At 53.5% G+C, this 15070-nt stretch carries 14 protein-coding genes; 2 read left to right on the top strand and 12 right to left on the bottom strand.

Annotated features, from left to right (window positions below; translation table 11 throughout):
• Window positions 1-10 precede the first annotated feature (10 nt).
• Genes EKD02_RS07630 through EKD02_RS07680 form a run of 11 tightly spaced genes read right to left on the bottom strand, consistent with a single transcriptional unit; the run spans window position 11 to window position 11964 of the window.
• Window positions 11-1021: a glycosyltransferase gene (locus EKD02_RS07630; RefSeq protein ID WP_185805718.1), complete on the bottom strand. Its 1011-nt coding sequence runs from the start codon at window positions 1019-1021 to the stop codon at window positions 11-13.
• Between the two features lie 34 nt (window positions 1022-1055).
• Window positions 1056-2129, bottom strand: coding sequence for a glycosyltransferase family 4 protein (locus EKD02_RS07635; RefSeq protein WP_244924422.1), 1074 nt, complete (start codon window positions 2127-2129; stop codon window positions 1056-1058).
• A gap of 21 nt (window positions 2130-2150) precedes the next feature.
• The gene (locus EKD02_RS07640; RefSeq protein WP_126384825.1) at window positions 2151-3155 is read right to left on the bottom strand and encodes a glycosyltransferase family 2 protein; all 1005 of its coding nucleotides are present in this window, start codon (window positions 3153-3155) and stop codon (window positions 2151-2153) included.
• A gap of 1 nt (window position 3156) precedes the next feature.
• Window positions 3157-4335, bottom strand: coding sequence for a glycosyltransferase family 4 protein (locus EKD02_RS07645; protein ID WP_126384827.1), 1179 nt, complete (start codon window positions 4333-4335; stop codon window positions 3157-3159).
• Window positions 4332-5315, bottom strand: a complete 984-nt coding sequence (locus EKD02_RS07650; RefSeq protein ID WP_126384829.1) for a glucosamine inositolphosphorylceramide transferase family protein — start codon at window positions 5313-5315, stop codon at window positions 4332-4334. Before EKD02_RS07650 ends, EKD02_RS07645 begins: the two co-directional genes overlap by 4 nt.
• A gap of 9 nt (window positions 5316-5324) precedes the next feature.
• A complete protein-coding gene (locus EKD02_RS07655; protein ID WP_185805719.1) occupies window positions 5325-6290 on the bottom strand; it encodes a glycosyltransferase in 966 nt (321 codons plus the stop codon).
• A gap of 13 nt (window positions 6291-6303) precedes the next feature.
• The gene (locus tag EKD02_RS07660; protein WP_126384833.1) at window positions 6304-7626 is read right to left on the bottom strand and encodes a nucleotide sugar dehydrogenase; all 1323 of its coding nucleotides are present in this window, start codon (window positions 7624-7626) and stop codon (window positions 6304-6306) included.
• Window positions 7623-8612, bottom strand: a complete 990-nt coding sequence (locus EKD02_RS07665) for a glucosamine inositolphosphorylceramide transferase family protein (protein ID WP_126384835.1) — start codon at window positions 8610-8612, stop codon at window positions 7623-7625. The genes EKD02_RS07660 and EKD02_RS07665 overlap by 4 nt, the downstream gene beginning before the upstream one ends.
• A gap of 53 nt (window positions 8613-8665) precedes the next feature.
• Complete coding sequence (locus EKD02_RS07670; RefSeq protein WP_244924423.1) at window positions 8666-9745, bottom strand: glycosyltransferase family 9 protein; 1080 nt, start codon at window positions 9743-9745, stop codon at window positions 8666-8668.
• An 11-nt stretch (window positions 9746-9756) separates the two neighbouring features.
• Window positions 9757-10878: a glycosyltransferase gene (locus EKD02_RS07675; RefSeq protein ID WP_126384838.1), complete on the bottom strand. Its 1122-nt coding sequence runs from the start codon at window positions 10876-10878 to the stop codon at window positions 9757-9759.
• A 12-nt stretch (window positions 10879-10890) separates the two neighbouring features.
• Window positions 10891-11964, bottom strand: coding sequence for a glycosyltransferase (locus EKD02_RS07680; protein WP_126384840.1), 1074 nt, complete (start codon window positions 11962-11964; stop codon window positions 10891-10893).
• Window positions 11965-12149: 185 nt separating this feature from the next.
• Here EKD02_RS07680 and yrbL point away from each other — a divergent pair, with 185 nt between their 5' ends.
• Window positions 12150-12761 (top strand): PhoP regulatory network protein YrbL, encoded by a 612-nt coding sequence (gene yrbL, locus EKD02_RS07685; RefSeq protein ID WP_126384842.1) that lies wholly within the window; start codon window positions 12150-12152, stop codon window positions 12759-12761.
• Between the two features lie 247 nt (window positions 12762-13008).
• Here the strand turns inward: yrbL and EKD02_RS07690 are convergent, their stop codons facing one another.
• A complete protein-coding gene (locus tag EKD02_RS07690) occupies window positions 13009-14073 on the bottom strand; it encodes a glycosyltransferase (RefSeq protein WP_126384844.1) in 1065 nt (354 codons plus the stop codon).
• A 52-nt stretch (window positions 14074-14125) separates the two neighbouring features.
• On the opposite strand from EKD02_RS07690, the gene EKD02_RS07695 reads away from it, so the two are divergent.
• Entirely contained in the window at window positions 14126-15070 is a 945-nt protein-coding gene (locus EKD02_RS07695; RefSeq protein ID WP_011889934.1) for a CPBP family intramembrane glutamic endopeptidase, read from the top strand.

The raw sequence follows: 15070 nt of genomic DNA on the forward strand, positions 1-15070 counted from the left end.
TCGTTTCGTTTTAGGCTTTCCTCAGGTATTTGAGCAATAGCCGTGCATGCAAATAGCTTAAGGGGGAAAGGCGTTTTGTGGCGTATGTTCTCTCGGCGACTCTTCTGTAAATCGCTGTGATGAAATCAATGTAGAGGGTCGCCACCTCGGTCATGCTGAGAACATTGATATTTGCCCTGTATGCGTCGATGTGCCTTGCGATGTTCCCGATAGTCTGAAGGACATCTTCTGTTCCATTAAAGAGGAGGCCGTTTCCGTTGAGGAGTTCCGGGTAGCTTGAGTTGTTCCTGGCTACGGCAGGCAGTCCGCAGTGGAGCGCTTCCAGAAAGCTGTTGGAGCATGGTTCTCCCTGGCTTGCAGCAATGAATATGTCGTGTCCTCTCAGCAGGTCGGCCAGCTTTTCAGAGGGCTGCGGGGAGATGGCGTTTATGTTGCGGAACGATGTCTCGGTATTTCCGACGAATGTCATTGAGTACGTGCTGAAGTCAAGGTGATCGTCAAGATAGTTGAAGATGTCAAAACCCTTTCGGGGATTTGATGACCATGTCGTGGCAATCAGCCGGATTTTATTGTCTGCTCTTTGGTGCCGGCCCTGGGTGGCATGGAAAATCATCGGGTCAGGGGCATTGATGATGCAGGTTTCATGGCGGTTCTTTCCCATCCCCTGGCGGTACGACTCATTGCGGCTCCATTTCGACTGGAACACCGTTCCGTCGGCAATGAGCCTGTTGCAGTAGAATATCGCCCTGTCGGTGGCAATGCCCGAGTCTCCCCTGGTATGGAAGAGCGGCCCGTCCACCCTGTGAATGAAGACCTTCTTCGGATACTTCCGTTTCAGCTGAAGAGCCTGTTTCTGAAACTGGTGGCTGTTGAACAGGATGACATCGGCTGTTTCGGGAGTTTCTGCATTCAGCCCCTGCGCCACGAATTGTGTTTTCAGCGCCTTCAAAAACTGATTTCCGCCTCCCCATGGCTTATCGGAGAATTCCCATAGGATATGAATGCGTGGGCGTTGTGACATATGGATGTGCTGAATCAATTTTTTCTTTCCCGGATCAGTCGACATAGCCTTTCATAAAGGATTTCCATGCGGAGAGCTGATTTGTATAGGCGTTGGCTTTGGCGGTCAGGATGCCGTTTTGGACAACAGTGGCTTGTTGCGCTTTGTCCTGCATAACGGCAAGTGTCCAGTGCGCCAAAGCTTCTGCATCCTCAATATCAGCGAGAAAGCCGTTATTTCCATGCTCGATGAGATCCGTGGCCTGTCCTACCCCGGTGCTGATGAGCGGTACCCCGCTGGCCATTGATTCGAGTACGGCCTTGGGGCCGCCTTCATCTCTTGATGAGATGACATAGGCATCAAGCGCATGATAATATTTTCCGATGTCAAGGTAGTCGTTCAGGAAGTGGTGGGCGAAGGGAATGCCCAGCCTGTCCAGTCCGTTTTTCACATACCCCCTTGCCGGACCTGTCAGCAGCACGAAAAGCCCCTGAACCTCATCCTTCAGGATTTCCATCGCTTTCAGAAATATGTCGGGGCCCTTCTCCATTTTCGGTTCCAGCCCTTCGCTCCAGCCGTTGCCGTCTTTCTGGAACGATCCGATAACAACCGCGCTTTCAGGGATGCCGAGCGCAGCCCGCCGCTGTTTTTTCTGCCCGGGTCCGGCAGGGCTGAAGTGATCAAGGTTGATCCCGATGGGTATTCGGAACACTTTTTCGTGTGCAATCCCGGTGTCCAGCACAGTCTCTTCCATGAACCGGCAACTGACCTGGATCCTGGAAATATCCTCATGGTGCTGACGGATGGTTTTGAGCATCCCCCTCGATTTATCGTCCCATGCCGGATTGCCGTGGTAGTAAGGGAACGCGATGCGGCAGTCGGGTTTCTGCCAGTTCTCCAGAAACTCATAGCGGCTCATGTTGAAGAAGCACTGGCCCTTCATGAGCCGCCGGTATTTTGCATCGATGACATGGATGCCGAGTTTTCGGCAGATAGCGGTGAGTTCCACGGCGTCCCAGTAGAGGCTCCAATTAGCATTGTCCCCCTTTATGAAGAGTCGGGTATGGGGGGGCCAGAATATCGATTCCAGTCCGGATTTCAGGTATTGCGGGGCGTTTTTGAGTTTCACTTTTGCTCTTCAGTCTGTTGGTCAATCGTTGCGGCCGGCTATGCACCTCAGCACAAATTTCCAGTATTTAATCCTTTCCGGCCGGTAGTGGGCGGAAAGGGGGGAGCGGAGGTAGGCCGCAAGGGTCTCTCTGTTGTGGTTCATATTCTTTCGGCAGGTCAGCCACCATTTCCGGCTGATTTCCTGCTGCAGGACGGTGCGTTCGAAGCGATTTCCTGCTTCGTTCAGTGCCAGCAGCTTCACTAGCCAGCGTTCTGCCGCCTGAAGATTGACATCCCCTCGGTTTTCGGCTATCCGGTGATGGGTTTCAAGCTCTTCGGGGGACGGGGTGCCGATCATCCGCTGGAGGTAGCCTGATCGAATGTGCCGTGCGTTGCTGACCTGGAGATCCGCCTTCCTCGAGCTCAACTGTCCAGCATGCTCACGGAAATATAGTAAGGTTTCCGGGATGTTGGCAAAGGCGGTTTTATCTGCCAGGGATGTCCAGTAGTTGTAATCCTGAGTGTAGATGAGGTTTTCGGGGTAGGGGTGCGCTTTTGCAAGGTCTGATCGCATGATGACGGTGGGGTGGAAGAAGCAGGTGCTGAAGAGGAGTTGGATTTTGAGCTCTTCGTCTGTTTCTGGCAGTGTTCTTGTGTTTTTTAGCTTGCCATTTTTTATGAGCCGCATTGCGGTGCCTGAAATGCCTATTTCAGGGTGGTTGTCCATGAAGTGTACCTGTTTCTCAAGCCTTGTGGGTAGGCTGATGTCATCAGCGTCCATTCGTGCGATGTATGTTCCTTTTGCTTCGCTGATACCTTGGTTGAGCACATGGACGGTGCCGTGGTTTTCAGGGTTGGCGATGAGGCGGATTCTTGGGTCTTCGTAGGATTTGACAATTGTTGTGCTGCCGTCGGTTGAACCGTCATCAATGATGAGGAACTCGAAGTCTGTGAACGATTGTTTCAGGATGCTGTCAATAGCTTCCCTGAGGTAGCGCTCCCCGTTATGAACGGGCATGAGAATGGTGACTTGGGGGTTCTTCATCTTACAGCTCCTTTTCTGCCATGGCGAGAATGTTGTCGGTCATACTCTTATCAGAGAAGTTCTTCAGCACATGTTCCCGTCCCTTCATGCCCATCTTTAGTGCTTTATCACGGTTACCGAGAAGAGTGAGAATGGCTTTTTTCAAGGCCTCCTGGTTGCCGTTGGGGACAATGAAGCCGGTCTCATTGTTGACGACTCCTTCCGGTAGTCCGCCCGTGGTGCTTACGACGACCGGCAGGCCGCAGGCGCTGGCTTCGGGTATCACCCTTGGCAGGCCCTCTTCCTGGTAGAACGGGCAGTAGACCGGTTCCGATGTCAGTACGAAGATGTCCGCCGCCTGTAACAGTTGGGGCAGCTTTTCGTTCTGCACTGTGGGGTGGATGATGACATTGTTTTCGAGATGAAGCTCCTTGATAAGGGAATCGAGAAGAAGGCTTTCGGGTTCGTCGCGGTTGGCGACGATCATGTAGGTAATGCCCGGGTAGCTTTTCTTCAGTTCGGGGAGTGCCATCAGGATATGGCGGAACCCTTTGACGGCCATCATCCTGCTGACGGTTACAAGGAGGGGGCGGTTGGGGGCAATGCCTATGCCAAGCAGCTGGCGAAGGGCCAGCTGCTTTCCTGTGTCGTGTTCGGGAATGAACATGTCGGTTTTAACATTGCAGCCAAGCACCAGGGTCGGGCAGGTGAGCTTGGGGTACATATCCCGGGCAATGGTATCAAGCGAGCTGCTTACGGGCATGAAGAGGTCAACTGAGGAGTAGACCTGGTTGATTTTTGCAATGAGTTTGGGCTTTCGGGGATAGACATGTTTTGTGATATCGGTACCATGCGATGCGCAGAATATCTTGAAACGGAAGATACCTTTCAGGCGGTGGATGACTTCTATGTCGTTCCAGGTTGCGGCAACGAGCACCAGTTCTTTTCTGGTGAGCATGTACCTGAGGAGCCCGGGCAGGCGGTAGAGCCAGTGAAGCTTCTGCCAGTCGTGTCCTTTGATGTAACGCACCTGTTTTGAGGAGCGGGCTCCCTTTTTTTTGTTTGACCGGGTCATGTGGGTCATCACCACCGCTTCGTAACCGTTCGCGCTCAGGGTATCGAGCAGGTTTTCTGCCCAGAGTGATATGCCTCCCATGAAGGGAGGGTATTCGGAGCAGAGTATGACGAAGGTCTTTTTCATGGTGCAGTTGCTCCAATGCCGTCACCTATTCCATCAACAATGGCAATCCAGCGTCCGTCTTCCATTTGGTGCGGGTCTATGGTGTGCATGCCTTTGTTGTTCCATGCTTCGTTTCCTGCCTGTATGATCGGGTTGTTTGAGGTTTGTTCTTCCCTGTATGTGGCGGGGGTGAGCTCCGTGATTCTGAACCCCCATACTTTGCTGCCATAGCTTGGCACGCTGTCTTGCGCGTAGCGGTAGATGGCGTTGCTGTAATGAATGACCCTACCACCCGGGCGTGCGTAGTGGCGGCTTTCTTTGATGAGGGGGCTATTGGGGTGTTCATTCCATGGTCCCTTCAGGTTGCTGGCGGTGAAGAGGTGCAGGTTTTTGGTTTGCGGGGCGTAGCTGAACAGGTACCAGTGGTCGTTGTGGTGTATGACTGAGGGATCCTGGAGAGGGGCTGTCCTGTCTGTTCCTTTGAGGATGGTTGCGGTGCGCTCCCATGTGTGCGGGAAGGTGGATGCGCAATAGAGCGTCATCTCGTTTGATTTGCCTGCTTCGGGGATCATGTAGTGCTCACCCTCATGAAGAAAAACATAGGGATAGGAGAGGTGGAACGGTTCGGAAAGGGCGGTTCCGCCGTAGGTCCAGGTTTTCAGGTCGGGGCTGGTTGCGTAGCCTATGTCTCCTTTGCCGGACTTTTTCTCCATCATTTCGAAGAAGAGGACGAATTCACTGTTGTGCTTCACCATGAAGGGATCGGCCACAAGGCGAGAGGTCATGTTTGTGACATCTGCGGCTTTAAGAATCGGGTTGGTTACTCCTTTTGCGGGAAAAAGTGTCAGGGGGTCGGGGCCTTCATAGAGGCCGATGCACCAGTTTGGGCCATGCATGCGGCGCATTTTCTTATTGTGTTTTTTTATGGCTTTCCGGGCAACAAGAATGACTGCCACAGTGAGCGCCAGGCCGAGGATGTAGAGGATGATGGTGAGGGTCATTGTGTGTTGTTAGTGGTTGCCGGCTCTTTTGCGCTGGCTCAGCGCGTAGCCGAACAGGTGCTCATAGCATCTCTCTTCGGTGAGATCCAGCGCAGTGGTGCAGAGGGTTTCTTTAAGGCTGTCGGGGTATGAAGCATAACGGCGGATGTTCCGGTTCATCATGAGGTTCGACGTCCTGAATGCCAGGGGTTCGAGTTCCGCGGCGATGCTGACCTTTTTGGATAGGAGGCACGGCGTACCGCAGGCCATGCTTTCGTAAAAGATCCTGGGGTTGAAGTCGCTGCGGGAGAAAAAGAGCGTCAGCTGGGTTTTCCTGTAGAGGTCTCCCATGTCAGATTTTGAAACCCGCTTCAGGTATTCGAAGTCGATGCGCTTGCGCCTCAGGATGCTGAAACACTCCTCTGCATAGCTTTCGTTTTTTGTCGTGCCGCAGAACACGACCTTCGTCCCTCCGAGGGCACGCCTTGTCACCCTTTTCGCGAACTTCAGCTGCCCTTTCAGGTTGGTGAAGGCCGCCGGGTAGAGGAAGAAGTTCTCCCTTTTCGTATTGTCGCAGTAGAAAAAGCCTCGATCGTGGTCCGGGAGGGGTTTGATGAAGGCATCGTCATGCACAATAATCACGCTGTGTCCCTGGTAGGACTCGGGGGCACTGCTTTTGAGCGGATACACTATTTTCAGCTTTGCACTTTGGATGAGACGGTTTTTTGGGTCGAAGCTGCCGGCAGTTCTTCCGAAAAAGATGTCGATGGAGTCAATGGCTTCACTTTCAATCCTGTGCAGTGTTTCGTCACCATTGAGCAGATACAGCTCACGGTCGTTTGTGAGGAAATAGACCTTCAGGGATGTGTTGTGAAGAATGTAACGCGGCAGCCAGTAGACCCATCCTTCGGCAGTGTTTTCCGGCAGAAAGTGGAATCCACGGAAGAGGATTGACCGGTAGTTGCTGTCGAGATATGCTATTGATGGCTGATTCATTTGTTCCGTTTTTTTAGAGCCGTCCATCCGAAATTTTGCGATCGTAGATGCCTTTCACATCATACACAATGCCGTTTTTTGTGAGCCAGGCTCTCGGGTCGAGCGCTTTGAATTCGTTGTGGCCTACTGCCGCTACAACTGCCTGGTAGTTGTTTTTTTCTATACCGTTGGTACTGTGGATCATTGGCAGACCGTACTCGTGCATGACCTCTTCAGGGGAGGCCCAGGGGTCGGCAATTTCAACTGCACAGCCGTATTCCTGCAGCTCTTTGATGATGTCGATGACGCGGCTGTTGCGGATGTCGGGGCAGTTTTCCTTGAAGGTGATGCCGAGTACGAGCACTTTGGCGTTCTTGACATGGCAGTCGTTCCTGATCAGGAGTTTGACGGCTTCGCTGGCTACATAGGCGCCCATGTCGTCGTTGAGGCGGCGTCCGGCGAGGATGATTTCGGGGTTGTAACCGACCTCCTGCGCTTTCTGGGCAAGGTAGTATGGGTCGACGCCGATGCAGTGGCCTCCTACCAGACCGGGTTTGAAGGGGAGGAAGTTCCATTTGGTGGAAGCAGCTTCAAGGACATCGAGCGTGTCGATTCCCATACGGTTGAAGATGCGGGCGAGTTCGTTGACGAAGGCGATGTTGATGTCGCGCTGCGAGTTCTCAATGACCTTGGCGGCTTCGGCAACTTTGATAGAGGGGGCGAGGTGGGTGCCGGCCTCTATAATGGAGAGGTAGAGCCCGTTGACAACGGCTGCGGCTTCGGGGGTGGAGCCGGAGGTCACTTTCTTGATTTTTGTGACGGTATGGAGTTTGTCGCCGGGGTTGATGCGTTCGGGTGAGTACCCGACGAAGAATCCCTCGTTCATTGTCATGCCGGAGACCTTTTCAAGCACAGGCACACAGTCCTCTTCGGTGGCTCCGGGGTAGACGGTGGATTCATAGATGACGATGTCGCCTTCTTTGAGCACTTTGCCGACGGTTTCACTGGCTTTGACAAGCGGGGTGAGGTCGGGGCGGTTGTTCTTGTCGGTCGGGGTTGGGACCGTGACTATGTAAACATTGGCGTCGGCAAGATCCTGCAGATTTGTGGTGACGAAGAGCCCTTTGGCGCCCGATTTCGGGAGGGGATTCTCTCTCGTTATGCACATTTTGAGCTCCTGTTCCTCTGTTTCGAGTGTGGAGTCTTTGCAGCTGTTGAGTTCGTCAATTCGTGGCTGCTTGATGTCGAACCCGGCTACAGGGTAGTGCTTTGCGAACTCGACGGCGAGGGGTAGGCCAACATAGCCGAGCCCGATGACGGCAATTTTCGGGGATTTCTGTGCGTTGATGGTGGTCATGGTTGCTTCGTTGGTTGATTCAATGTGTGACGGTGTTCAAGGCCGTCGACAAAGGCAATCCACCGCCCGTTGGGCATCTGGTGCGGATCGACGGTGTGCATGCCGCGGTTGTTCCATGCTTCGTTGCCCTGTTGGACTACAGAGGTGCTTGATGCCTGCTCTTCGCGGTAGGTTGATGGAGTGAGTTCGGTGATCCGGAACGCCCATGCCTTGCTGCCGTAGCGGGGAACGCCGTCCTGAGCGTAGCGGTAGAGGACTTCGCCGTCTGCGACGACTCGGCCGCCAGGCCTTGCGAAATGATCGCTTCCTGTAACGATGGGGCTTTTCGGGTGCTCTTTCCACGGGCTTTCAAGGCTGTCGGCCACGAAGAGGTGGAGGTTGTTGACTTTGCGCATGTAGCTGAACAGGTACCATTTCCCGTTATGGTGCACCACTGAGGGGTCGAGGAGCGGAACCTGTCGTTTATCGCCTTTGATGATTGTGGTTACCGGCTCCCATTTGCCGGGGAAGTTTGTTGCGCGGTACAGGCGGATGGATTTTGATTTGGCGCATTCTGGAATCATGTACATTTCGCCTTCGTGGCGGAATACATAGGGGTAGGAGAGGTGGAACTTCTCGCTGAGTACTGTGCCGGTGTAGGTCCATGTTTTCATGTCCCGGCTCAGGGCGTGGCCGATTTCTCCGGTTTCCCGCTGGGTGTTGAGGAATTCAAAGAAGAGGTTGTATGTGCCATCATGTTCCACCATGAACGGGTCGGCCACAAAGCGGGCTGGTGCATCGGTAATATCCCCGGCGGTGAGTATGGGGTTGTGGATGCCGTCCATAGGTGAGAGGGTTATGGGATCGGGGCCTTCATAGAGCCCGATTGACCAGACTTCATTTTCCTGACGGCGCAGTTTTTGCCGTTGCCGCTTCAGCCGGTGGTTGACCAGCATGGCGAGTGCAACAAGTGTTGCCGAAAGGGTTATTGCGAGGACGAAGGGCATTGATCGCTATCGGGGTGTTCTTACTGGTGGTAATGAACTTGTAATGTAGCCGATTATACGCTTGTTTCCCAAGATGCAGGGCGTTCTCTCTGGAGTTGTTTCTCCACGGCTTTTTTGACGCTGTCGGGCGATATGCCTGCGACCTCTCCGGTGGGGGATATGACGAGTTCACCCGGGATGCGGAATGGGCCGAACCGGGTGATGTCCTGCGGGGCTTCGCGGTAGAGGCCGATGACGGGGGTGGCGGTAGCGGAGGCGATGTGGATGAGCGAGGTGTCGGGGGTGACGAGCAGTTCAAGAGTTTCTACGATGCGGGATGCTTCGTAGAGGTTTCCGGTGGCCGGAGAGGGAATGATATTCGGGCAGTTGCGCTCAAGGTTTCTTTTTGATTCCAGTTCGCTGGGGCCGGAGAGGACGATGAATTGTGTATCGGGGAGGCTTTGGACGAGTTTCTTCCATTTGGTTTCAGGCCAGGTTCGGTTGGCTTCACCGGCACTGATGTTGATGCCTGTTGGGCGCCGGGTATCAATCTGGCGGAGAAATATCTGCATCTCCATTGGAAGGAGTGATGGGGGAAGGCAGGGGCGGCATTCTTCTTCCGTTACCGTTACTCCGAGCAGGGGGAGGATGGCGCAGTTTTTCAGGGCCATGTGCGTGTTGTGCTCAATTGTGATGAGCTGGTCGAAGAGACCTGTGTGGAATTCATTGGCGTGACCGACTTTGTGGCGGGCCTTGATGAGTACCGATTGGAGGAGAAAGTGGGTGGAGGGGTGGTCCTTGGTGTTGAAGAGGACATCGAATTCTCTTTTGAGTACTTCTCTTTTGTATCTGCCGGGTTCCCGTTTTGTTTGGTGCACAGCGGTGACATTGGAATCGTTTCTGAAGAAGTTGGCGCTTGCTTCGCTGAAGGCGATGATGTGGATTTCGAGCTTCGGGAAGGCTTTGCGGAGGTTCCTGATGAGCGGGGTAAGCAGGACTGAGTCGCCGAGTTTTTCCTGGGCGAGGATGGCTATGGATTCCAGTTTTCCTGTAAACGGGGCGCTGCCGCTCCTTTTCGGGGCGAAGTGCTGCAGGGTGCGTGCGAAGAGCTGGCGGAACTGGCGCTTCTTTTTCTTTTTTTGTCTGGCTTGCATTGGTGGTTTATTCATTTCCGGAGGGATGTTTCCCGGAGTTTCTCCTGCAGGTGCCGTTCAAGGTTGCTTGTCATGGCGGCTATGGTGAACTCCTTCTCTACGCGTTCGTGACCGGCTTTTCCGTATTGCTCCATTGTGTCGGGGCTGTCAATGATTGTACGGATTGCAGTTGCTATTGCTTCCGGGTCTTGCGGGGGGATGATGATCCCGGTTTTCTTGTGTGCGCCCTCTTCCATCAGTTCCCGTGCTCCGTTGACATCGGTGGCTATAACGGGTTTCTTCATCGCCATGGCTTCCATCACTACATTCGGCATGCCTTCAAAGAGGGAGGCGAGAACGAAGAGGTCGCATCCTTTCAGGTAGGGAAAGATGTTTTCTGTGAAGCCGAGCAGGATGAATGAGTCTTCAAGTCCTGCAGCTTTGATTTGTGTTGTGAGTTCTTCCTGGAGTTTTCCTTCACCCGAGACGGCAAAGACCAGATCGTTCCGGCTTTTTTTGAGGATGGCAGCGGCCTCAATGAGGTAGGTGAACCCCTTCTGTTCTGAAAGGCGCCCTGCGCTGTAAATGATCTTTTTGCCGGGGTAGGGGGTGCTGAAGTCGTATCTGTCGACATGGCTCGGTATGTCAAGGCCGTTGTAGATGACTTTGACGAACTCTTTGGGAAACCATCCATACTCTCCGTAGGCATCTTTGATGGTGCGGCTGTTGGTGATGATGCCGTCAGTCAGGTTGGTGAGGGTGAGTTTGTGTTTGAACTTTTTGCTGCAGAGCAGCATGCCGTGACGGGCGAGAACAACTGGCGTTTTTGCGATGCGGGCAGCGAGGCCTGCTACGCGTACATCCTTGTTGAGGTTGCAGATGAGGATGTTGGTGTGGTGCTTTTTCAGCCAGCGGGCGATTTTTAGTGTGGCCAGCGGGCTGAAGTCGCCGCGGATTTCAAAGACATCTGTATGCACCCCTTTGGATTCCGCATACTGAAGGATTCTTGAGTGCTTTTTACTTGCGAGCGTGACATTGTGACCCCGTTCGGTGAGGCCTTTAGCGGCATTCACCATCCATTTTTCACCACCGCCGAACTTGTTGCGGCCTATGGAGTTGATGAAGAGGATGTTGAGGGGTGTAGGGTTACCCATGTTTGCTGTTGCTTAGCGGTTCATGACCTGCTGGCAGAATGCGGTCATTTCCTCTTTGACTTTTTCTGCCGAGTATTGTTCTTTGACGCTCTCCTGCGCGGCTTCTGCTATCTGGTGGCGTAGGCCGGGTTCAAGGTAGAGTTTGCGGAGGACGGAGGCAAGTGTTTCTTCATCTCCGTGGTTGAAGAGGAATCCGTTTCGGCCGTCTGTGATTATTTCTTCGATACCCCCACCGGCATAGGTGCTGACGGGGGTGTTGTGGAGGTACATGGCTTCAATGAGGGCTGTGGAGAGGCCTTCGCTTTTAGAGGTCATGACGAAGACATCGCTTGTTGCCAGAGTTGTGTAGGGGTTGCTGCTGAAGCCCGGCATGCTTAGATGCTTCTCTATGCCAAGTTGTTTTGCCTGGTGTTCCAGCCGGCTGCGCTCGCTTCCTTCGCCGAGGATGGTTACCTGGATATCAGCTTCGGGTGTTGTGGTAAAGAGAATTCCGAGTGCCTTGAGCAGGAGGTCGTAACTTTTGTTTGTGTCGAGTCTGCCCATGGCGGTGATTTTCATGGTTGGCCCGGCGGGGCGTACTGATTGTTCAATCACTTTGTCGAGGGTAGCAGAGTCTATTCCCCGGTACAGCACCTTGATTTTCTTTTCGGGGATCCAGCCTGTTTTCAGGAGCTGTTTTTTGATCTCTTGGGCGTTGACGATGATGCCATCGGCGAGTTTGTCGTAGATGATGCGGTTTATGCTGGTGTTTTCAAGTGGTCTGATGATGCCGAGCCAGAGGATGTTCCTGATGCCACATATCCGGCTGACAATGCCTGCGATGGCATAGTCTTTTCTTTTTGAGGGAATGATGATATCAATCCGGTGTTTTTTGACTATACGAACCAGTCTGGCGATGGTGTAGAGGTCTCCTTCAAAGAGGAATGGCAGCTGGTACCCTATCATCCGGGCATGTGCGCCGATTTCATCCTTCCGGTAGGCGAATACGGTATTGTTGGATATAGAGAGCATGTTTGCGACCATGGTGATGGATCGCTCGTTACCTCCGAACCCCCGGCTTGCGGAATTGATGAAGAGGATGTTCATGGAGCGGGGCGTAGCCTCTGTTGTTTATGGTTGTACTGGTAATAAGAATAAAGGTAAGAAAATAGCCGGCGGTTTCCTGCTGGTAAGGTCGGCGCTTTGTGCGATTCTGGTTTGTTGCGCTTTTGCCGGGGAATTGTTACATTTTTGTGAATTCTTTCATCTGCATTGTAACAAATCCGTTCTGTATGGGTGTTATCCGTCTGAATCGTTCGCTTCTCATCGGCAAGGGCTCTTCACGCGTCTGCTACCGTCATCCTGAGGATGAGGGGAAGTGCGTGAAGGTGGAGCGCCATGTTGATAGGAGTGTTACGGCTGAAGAGCTCTGTCGTTACAGGCGTTTGCAGAAACGGGGGATTTCATGGGGCAATCTTGCCCGTTATCATGGGGATGTTGAGACTGATCAGGGACCTGGTGCAGTGTTCGACATGCCTCTTGATGCAGACGGATCGGTTTCCAGAACGCTCCACTATTATTTGGTGAGCGGAGAGGCTGATGGCTGCAAAGCTTCTGAAATGGCAGAATCTCTCATTGAGCTGAAGCAGTATCTGCTGGAGCATGCTATCCTTGTGCGTGAAATCAAGCCGGAGAACATGGTTTATCGTCGGATGGGTAGCGGAGAATGCAGCTTTGTGCTTGTTGACGGTATCGGTAACAACCAGTTCCTGCCTGTGGCCTGTTATGTGAAGCGCCTCGCTCGGCGCGTCATTGGGCGCAAGTGGGCAACCTTCGAACGCGACCTTTCCGACCTGTATCCCGAAAGTATGCTGGCGAAAGCCATTCTCAGGCACCTTCGCTGATTGTTCTCCCTTTCCTCTTCCTATTGTATCTCTCCAGATGTAATGGTTTCTTCCAGCTGGTTGATTTTATCGGCAAAGAGCCGCTCGTTCCATAGCTTCAAGCGCATTGTGAGGCTGGTATTTCTGAAGCCTTTTTTATGATGCCGATCATGGCCTATAGATGGTTTGCAGTGCGCAATGGCTGGGCCAATAGGGCGGATTGTCAAAGGATAAAATCGGAAGATTCCAGGCGATGGGTGATGCGTTTTCAGGTGCGGCCGGCAGTTTTTCGGCAGAATGCGGCGATGCTCTCTGCCATGGCGGGGATGGAGAACTGCTGTTCCACCCGTTCTCTTGCGGCTTCGGCCATTTCCTTTCGTTCGGTTTCGTTCCGGTAGAGCCTGGTGATGGCTTCTGCAAGGCTTTTTTCGTCCCCATAGTTGATGAGGAGGCCGTTCATTGCGTTTGTAATGACCTCTTCTACACCTCCGGCGTATGTGCTGATGGGGGCGCAGCGGAGGTACATGGCTTCAAGCAGGGCGTTGGAGAGCCCTTCGTTGGTGGAGGTCATGGCGAAGATGTCGCTTGCTTGAAGGGTGGGGTAGGGGTTCTGGAGGAATCCGCTGAATCGGACCTTCTGGGAGAGGCCAAGTTCTTTTGAGAGCGCTTCAAATGCCGGGCGGTCACTGCCTTCGCCCATGACGACAAGGCCGGCTTCTGCATCGGGGTTGAGTTGCTGGAAGCGGGCAAAAGAGCGGATGAGGAAGTCGAACCCTTTGTTTTTTGTGATGCGGCCGAGGGCTGCTATGGTGAAGGGAAAGGGTTTGTCGATCGGGGGCTCAATCTGCCTGTCTATTTCCGTTGTGTCGAGGCCGTTGTAGATGACCTTGATTTTTTGTTCGGGGATGTAGCCGGTCTGGAGCAGGGTACGCTTTATTTTTTCAGCGTTGACGATAATGCCGCTTGTCAGGGTGTGGTACATAAAGCGCTGCCATGGCCAGCGGAGCGGGCGGTCGGCTCCGAGGCGGAGGATGACTGGTGTGCGGGTGATTTTTCCTGCAATGCCGGCGAGAAGGTAGTCTTTGCGCTTGGTGGGAACGAGAATGTTGATCTGCTCCTTACGGATGAGGCGTACAAGCTTCAGGATGGTGTAGAGGTCGATATGGCTCCAGCAGGGGAGGCGGTATGAGGGAATGGTGAAGTGGCGCCCTACTGCTTCGCGGCGATAGACGAGGATGGTTCGGTTGTTTGCGGCCAGAGATTCAGCGGCCATCCGGGTCCATTTTTCTGTGCCGCCCCATTCGCGGGCGGAGTTCATGAAAAGGATGTTCATGGAGCCGGGGTGGTTGTGTCTTTAATTACCGTAACTTTCATTAGCTTCATGGATGAAAAGTATCAAATTCTCTGTTATTCCAATGCTTCCTGACCGCTTTACCGCCAATCGCCCTTCTTTCTTCATCAACACGGCCTTCCTTCTTGGTGTGATGGTGCTGTACCCGGTTGCGGGGGCTCTGCTTTTCAGCCTTTCGGGGGGCAGTGCGGAAATGGTGCTTGTGGGTGGGGGGATTGGTGCGATGCTGCCGAAGTTGCGTTTTGTGCAGGTTCTCGGGCAGCTGCTGGTGCTTGCCTTGCCGGTGCTTGTGCTTGCTGCTGTGCATGTCCGGAGGCGGCTGTTTTCGCCTGAGAGTTTTCGCTTTCTTGGTTTAGGGGGTGGGGTGGACTCCAGGCTTGCCTGGTTTGGTGTTGCGGGGGTGTTCCTTCTGCAGCCGTTGCTCTATACGGTAGCCGGCCTTCAGAACCTGTTTCTCTGGCCTGCGCTTGGTGAGGCAGGTGCGGAGGTGGTACGGCAGCGGGCGGTCATGGAAGGGTTTATTTCGGAACTTGCCGGTGCGGGCTCTCTTTCTGAGTTTTTTGTGGTGGTTGGGGTGCTGGCGCTGGTGCCTGCTGTGAGTGAGGAGCTGCTGTTCAGGGGGTATGTGCAGGGGAATTATGCGGCTTCCATGCGTCCACTGTATGCGGTGCTGCTTACGGGCACCATGTTTGCTTTTTTCCATATGAGTGCAGCCAATCTGGTGCCGCTTGCTTTGCTTGGCTACTATATTGGCTATATTTACAGCAGGTCCGGTAACCTTGCGGTACCTATGTCGGTGCATTTTGTGAACAACCTTTCGGCTCTTCTGCTTCTTGCTTTGGGCGGAGGTTCTGAGGCTGCTGGCCCTGAGCCTGAGCTTCTGCTTGGTATGGCATGGTGGTGGGCGGCTGTGCCTCTTTCCCTTTTGTTGTTCGTGTTTGTGATGCGGCGTTTTTCCTCCATTGCTTCGGCTTCGTAA

The organism is Chlorobium phaeovibrioides (assembly GCF_003968655.1).
In the GTDB taxonomy this organism is placed as follows: Bacteria; Bacteroidota; Chlorobiia; order Chlorobiales; family Chlorobiaceae; genus Chlorobium; species Chlorobium phaeovibrioides.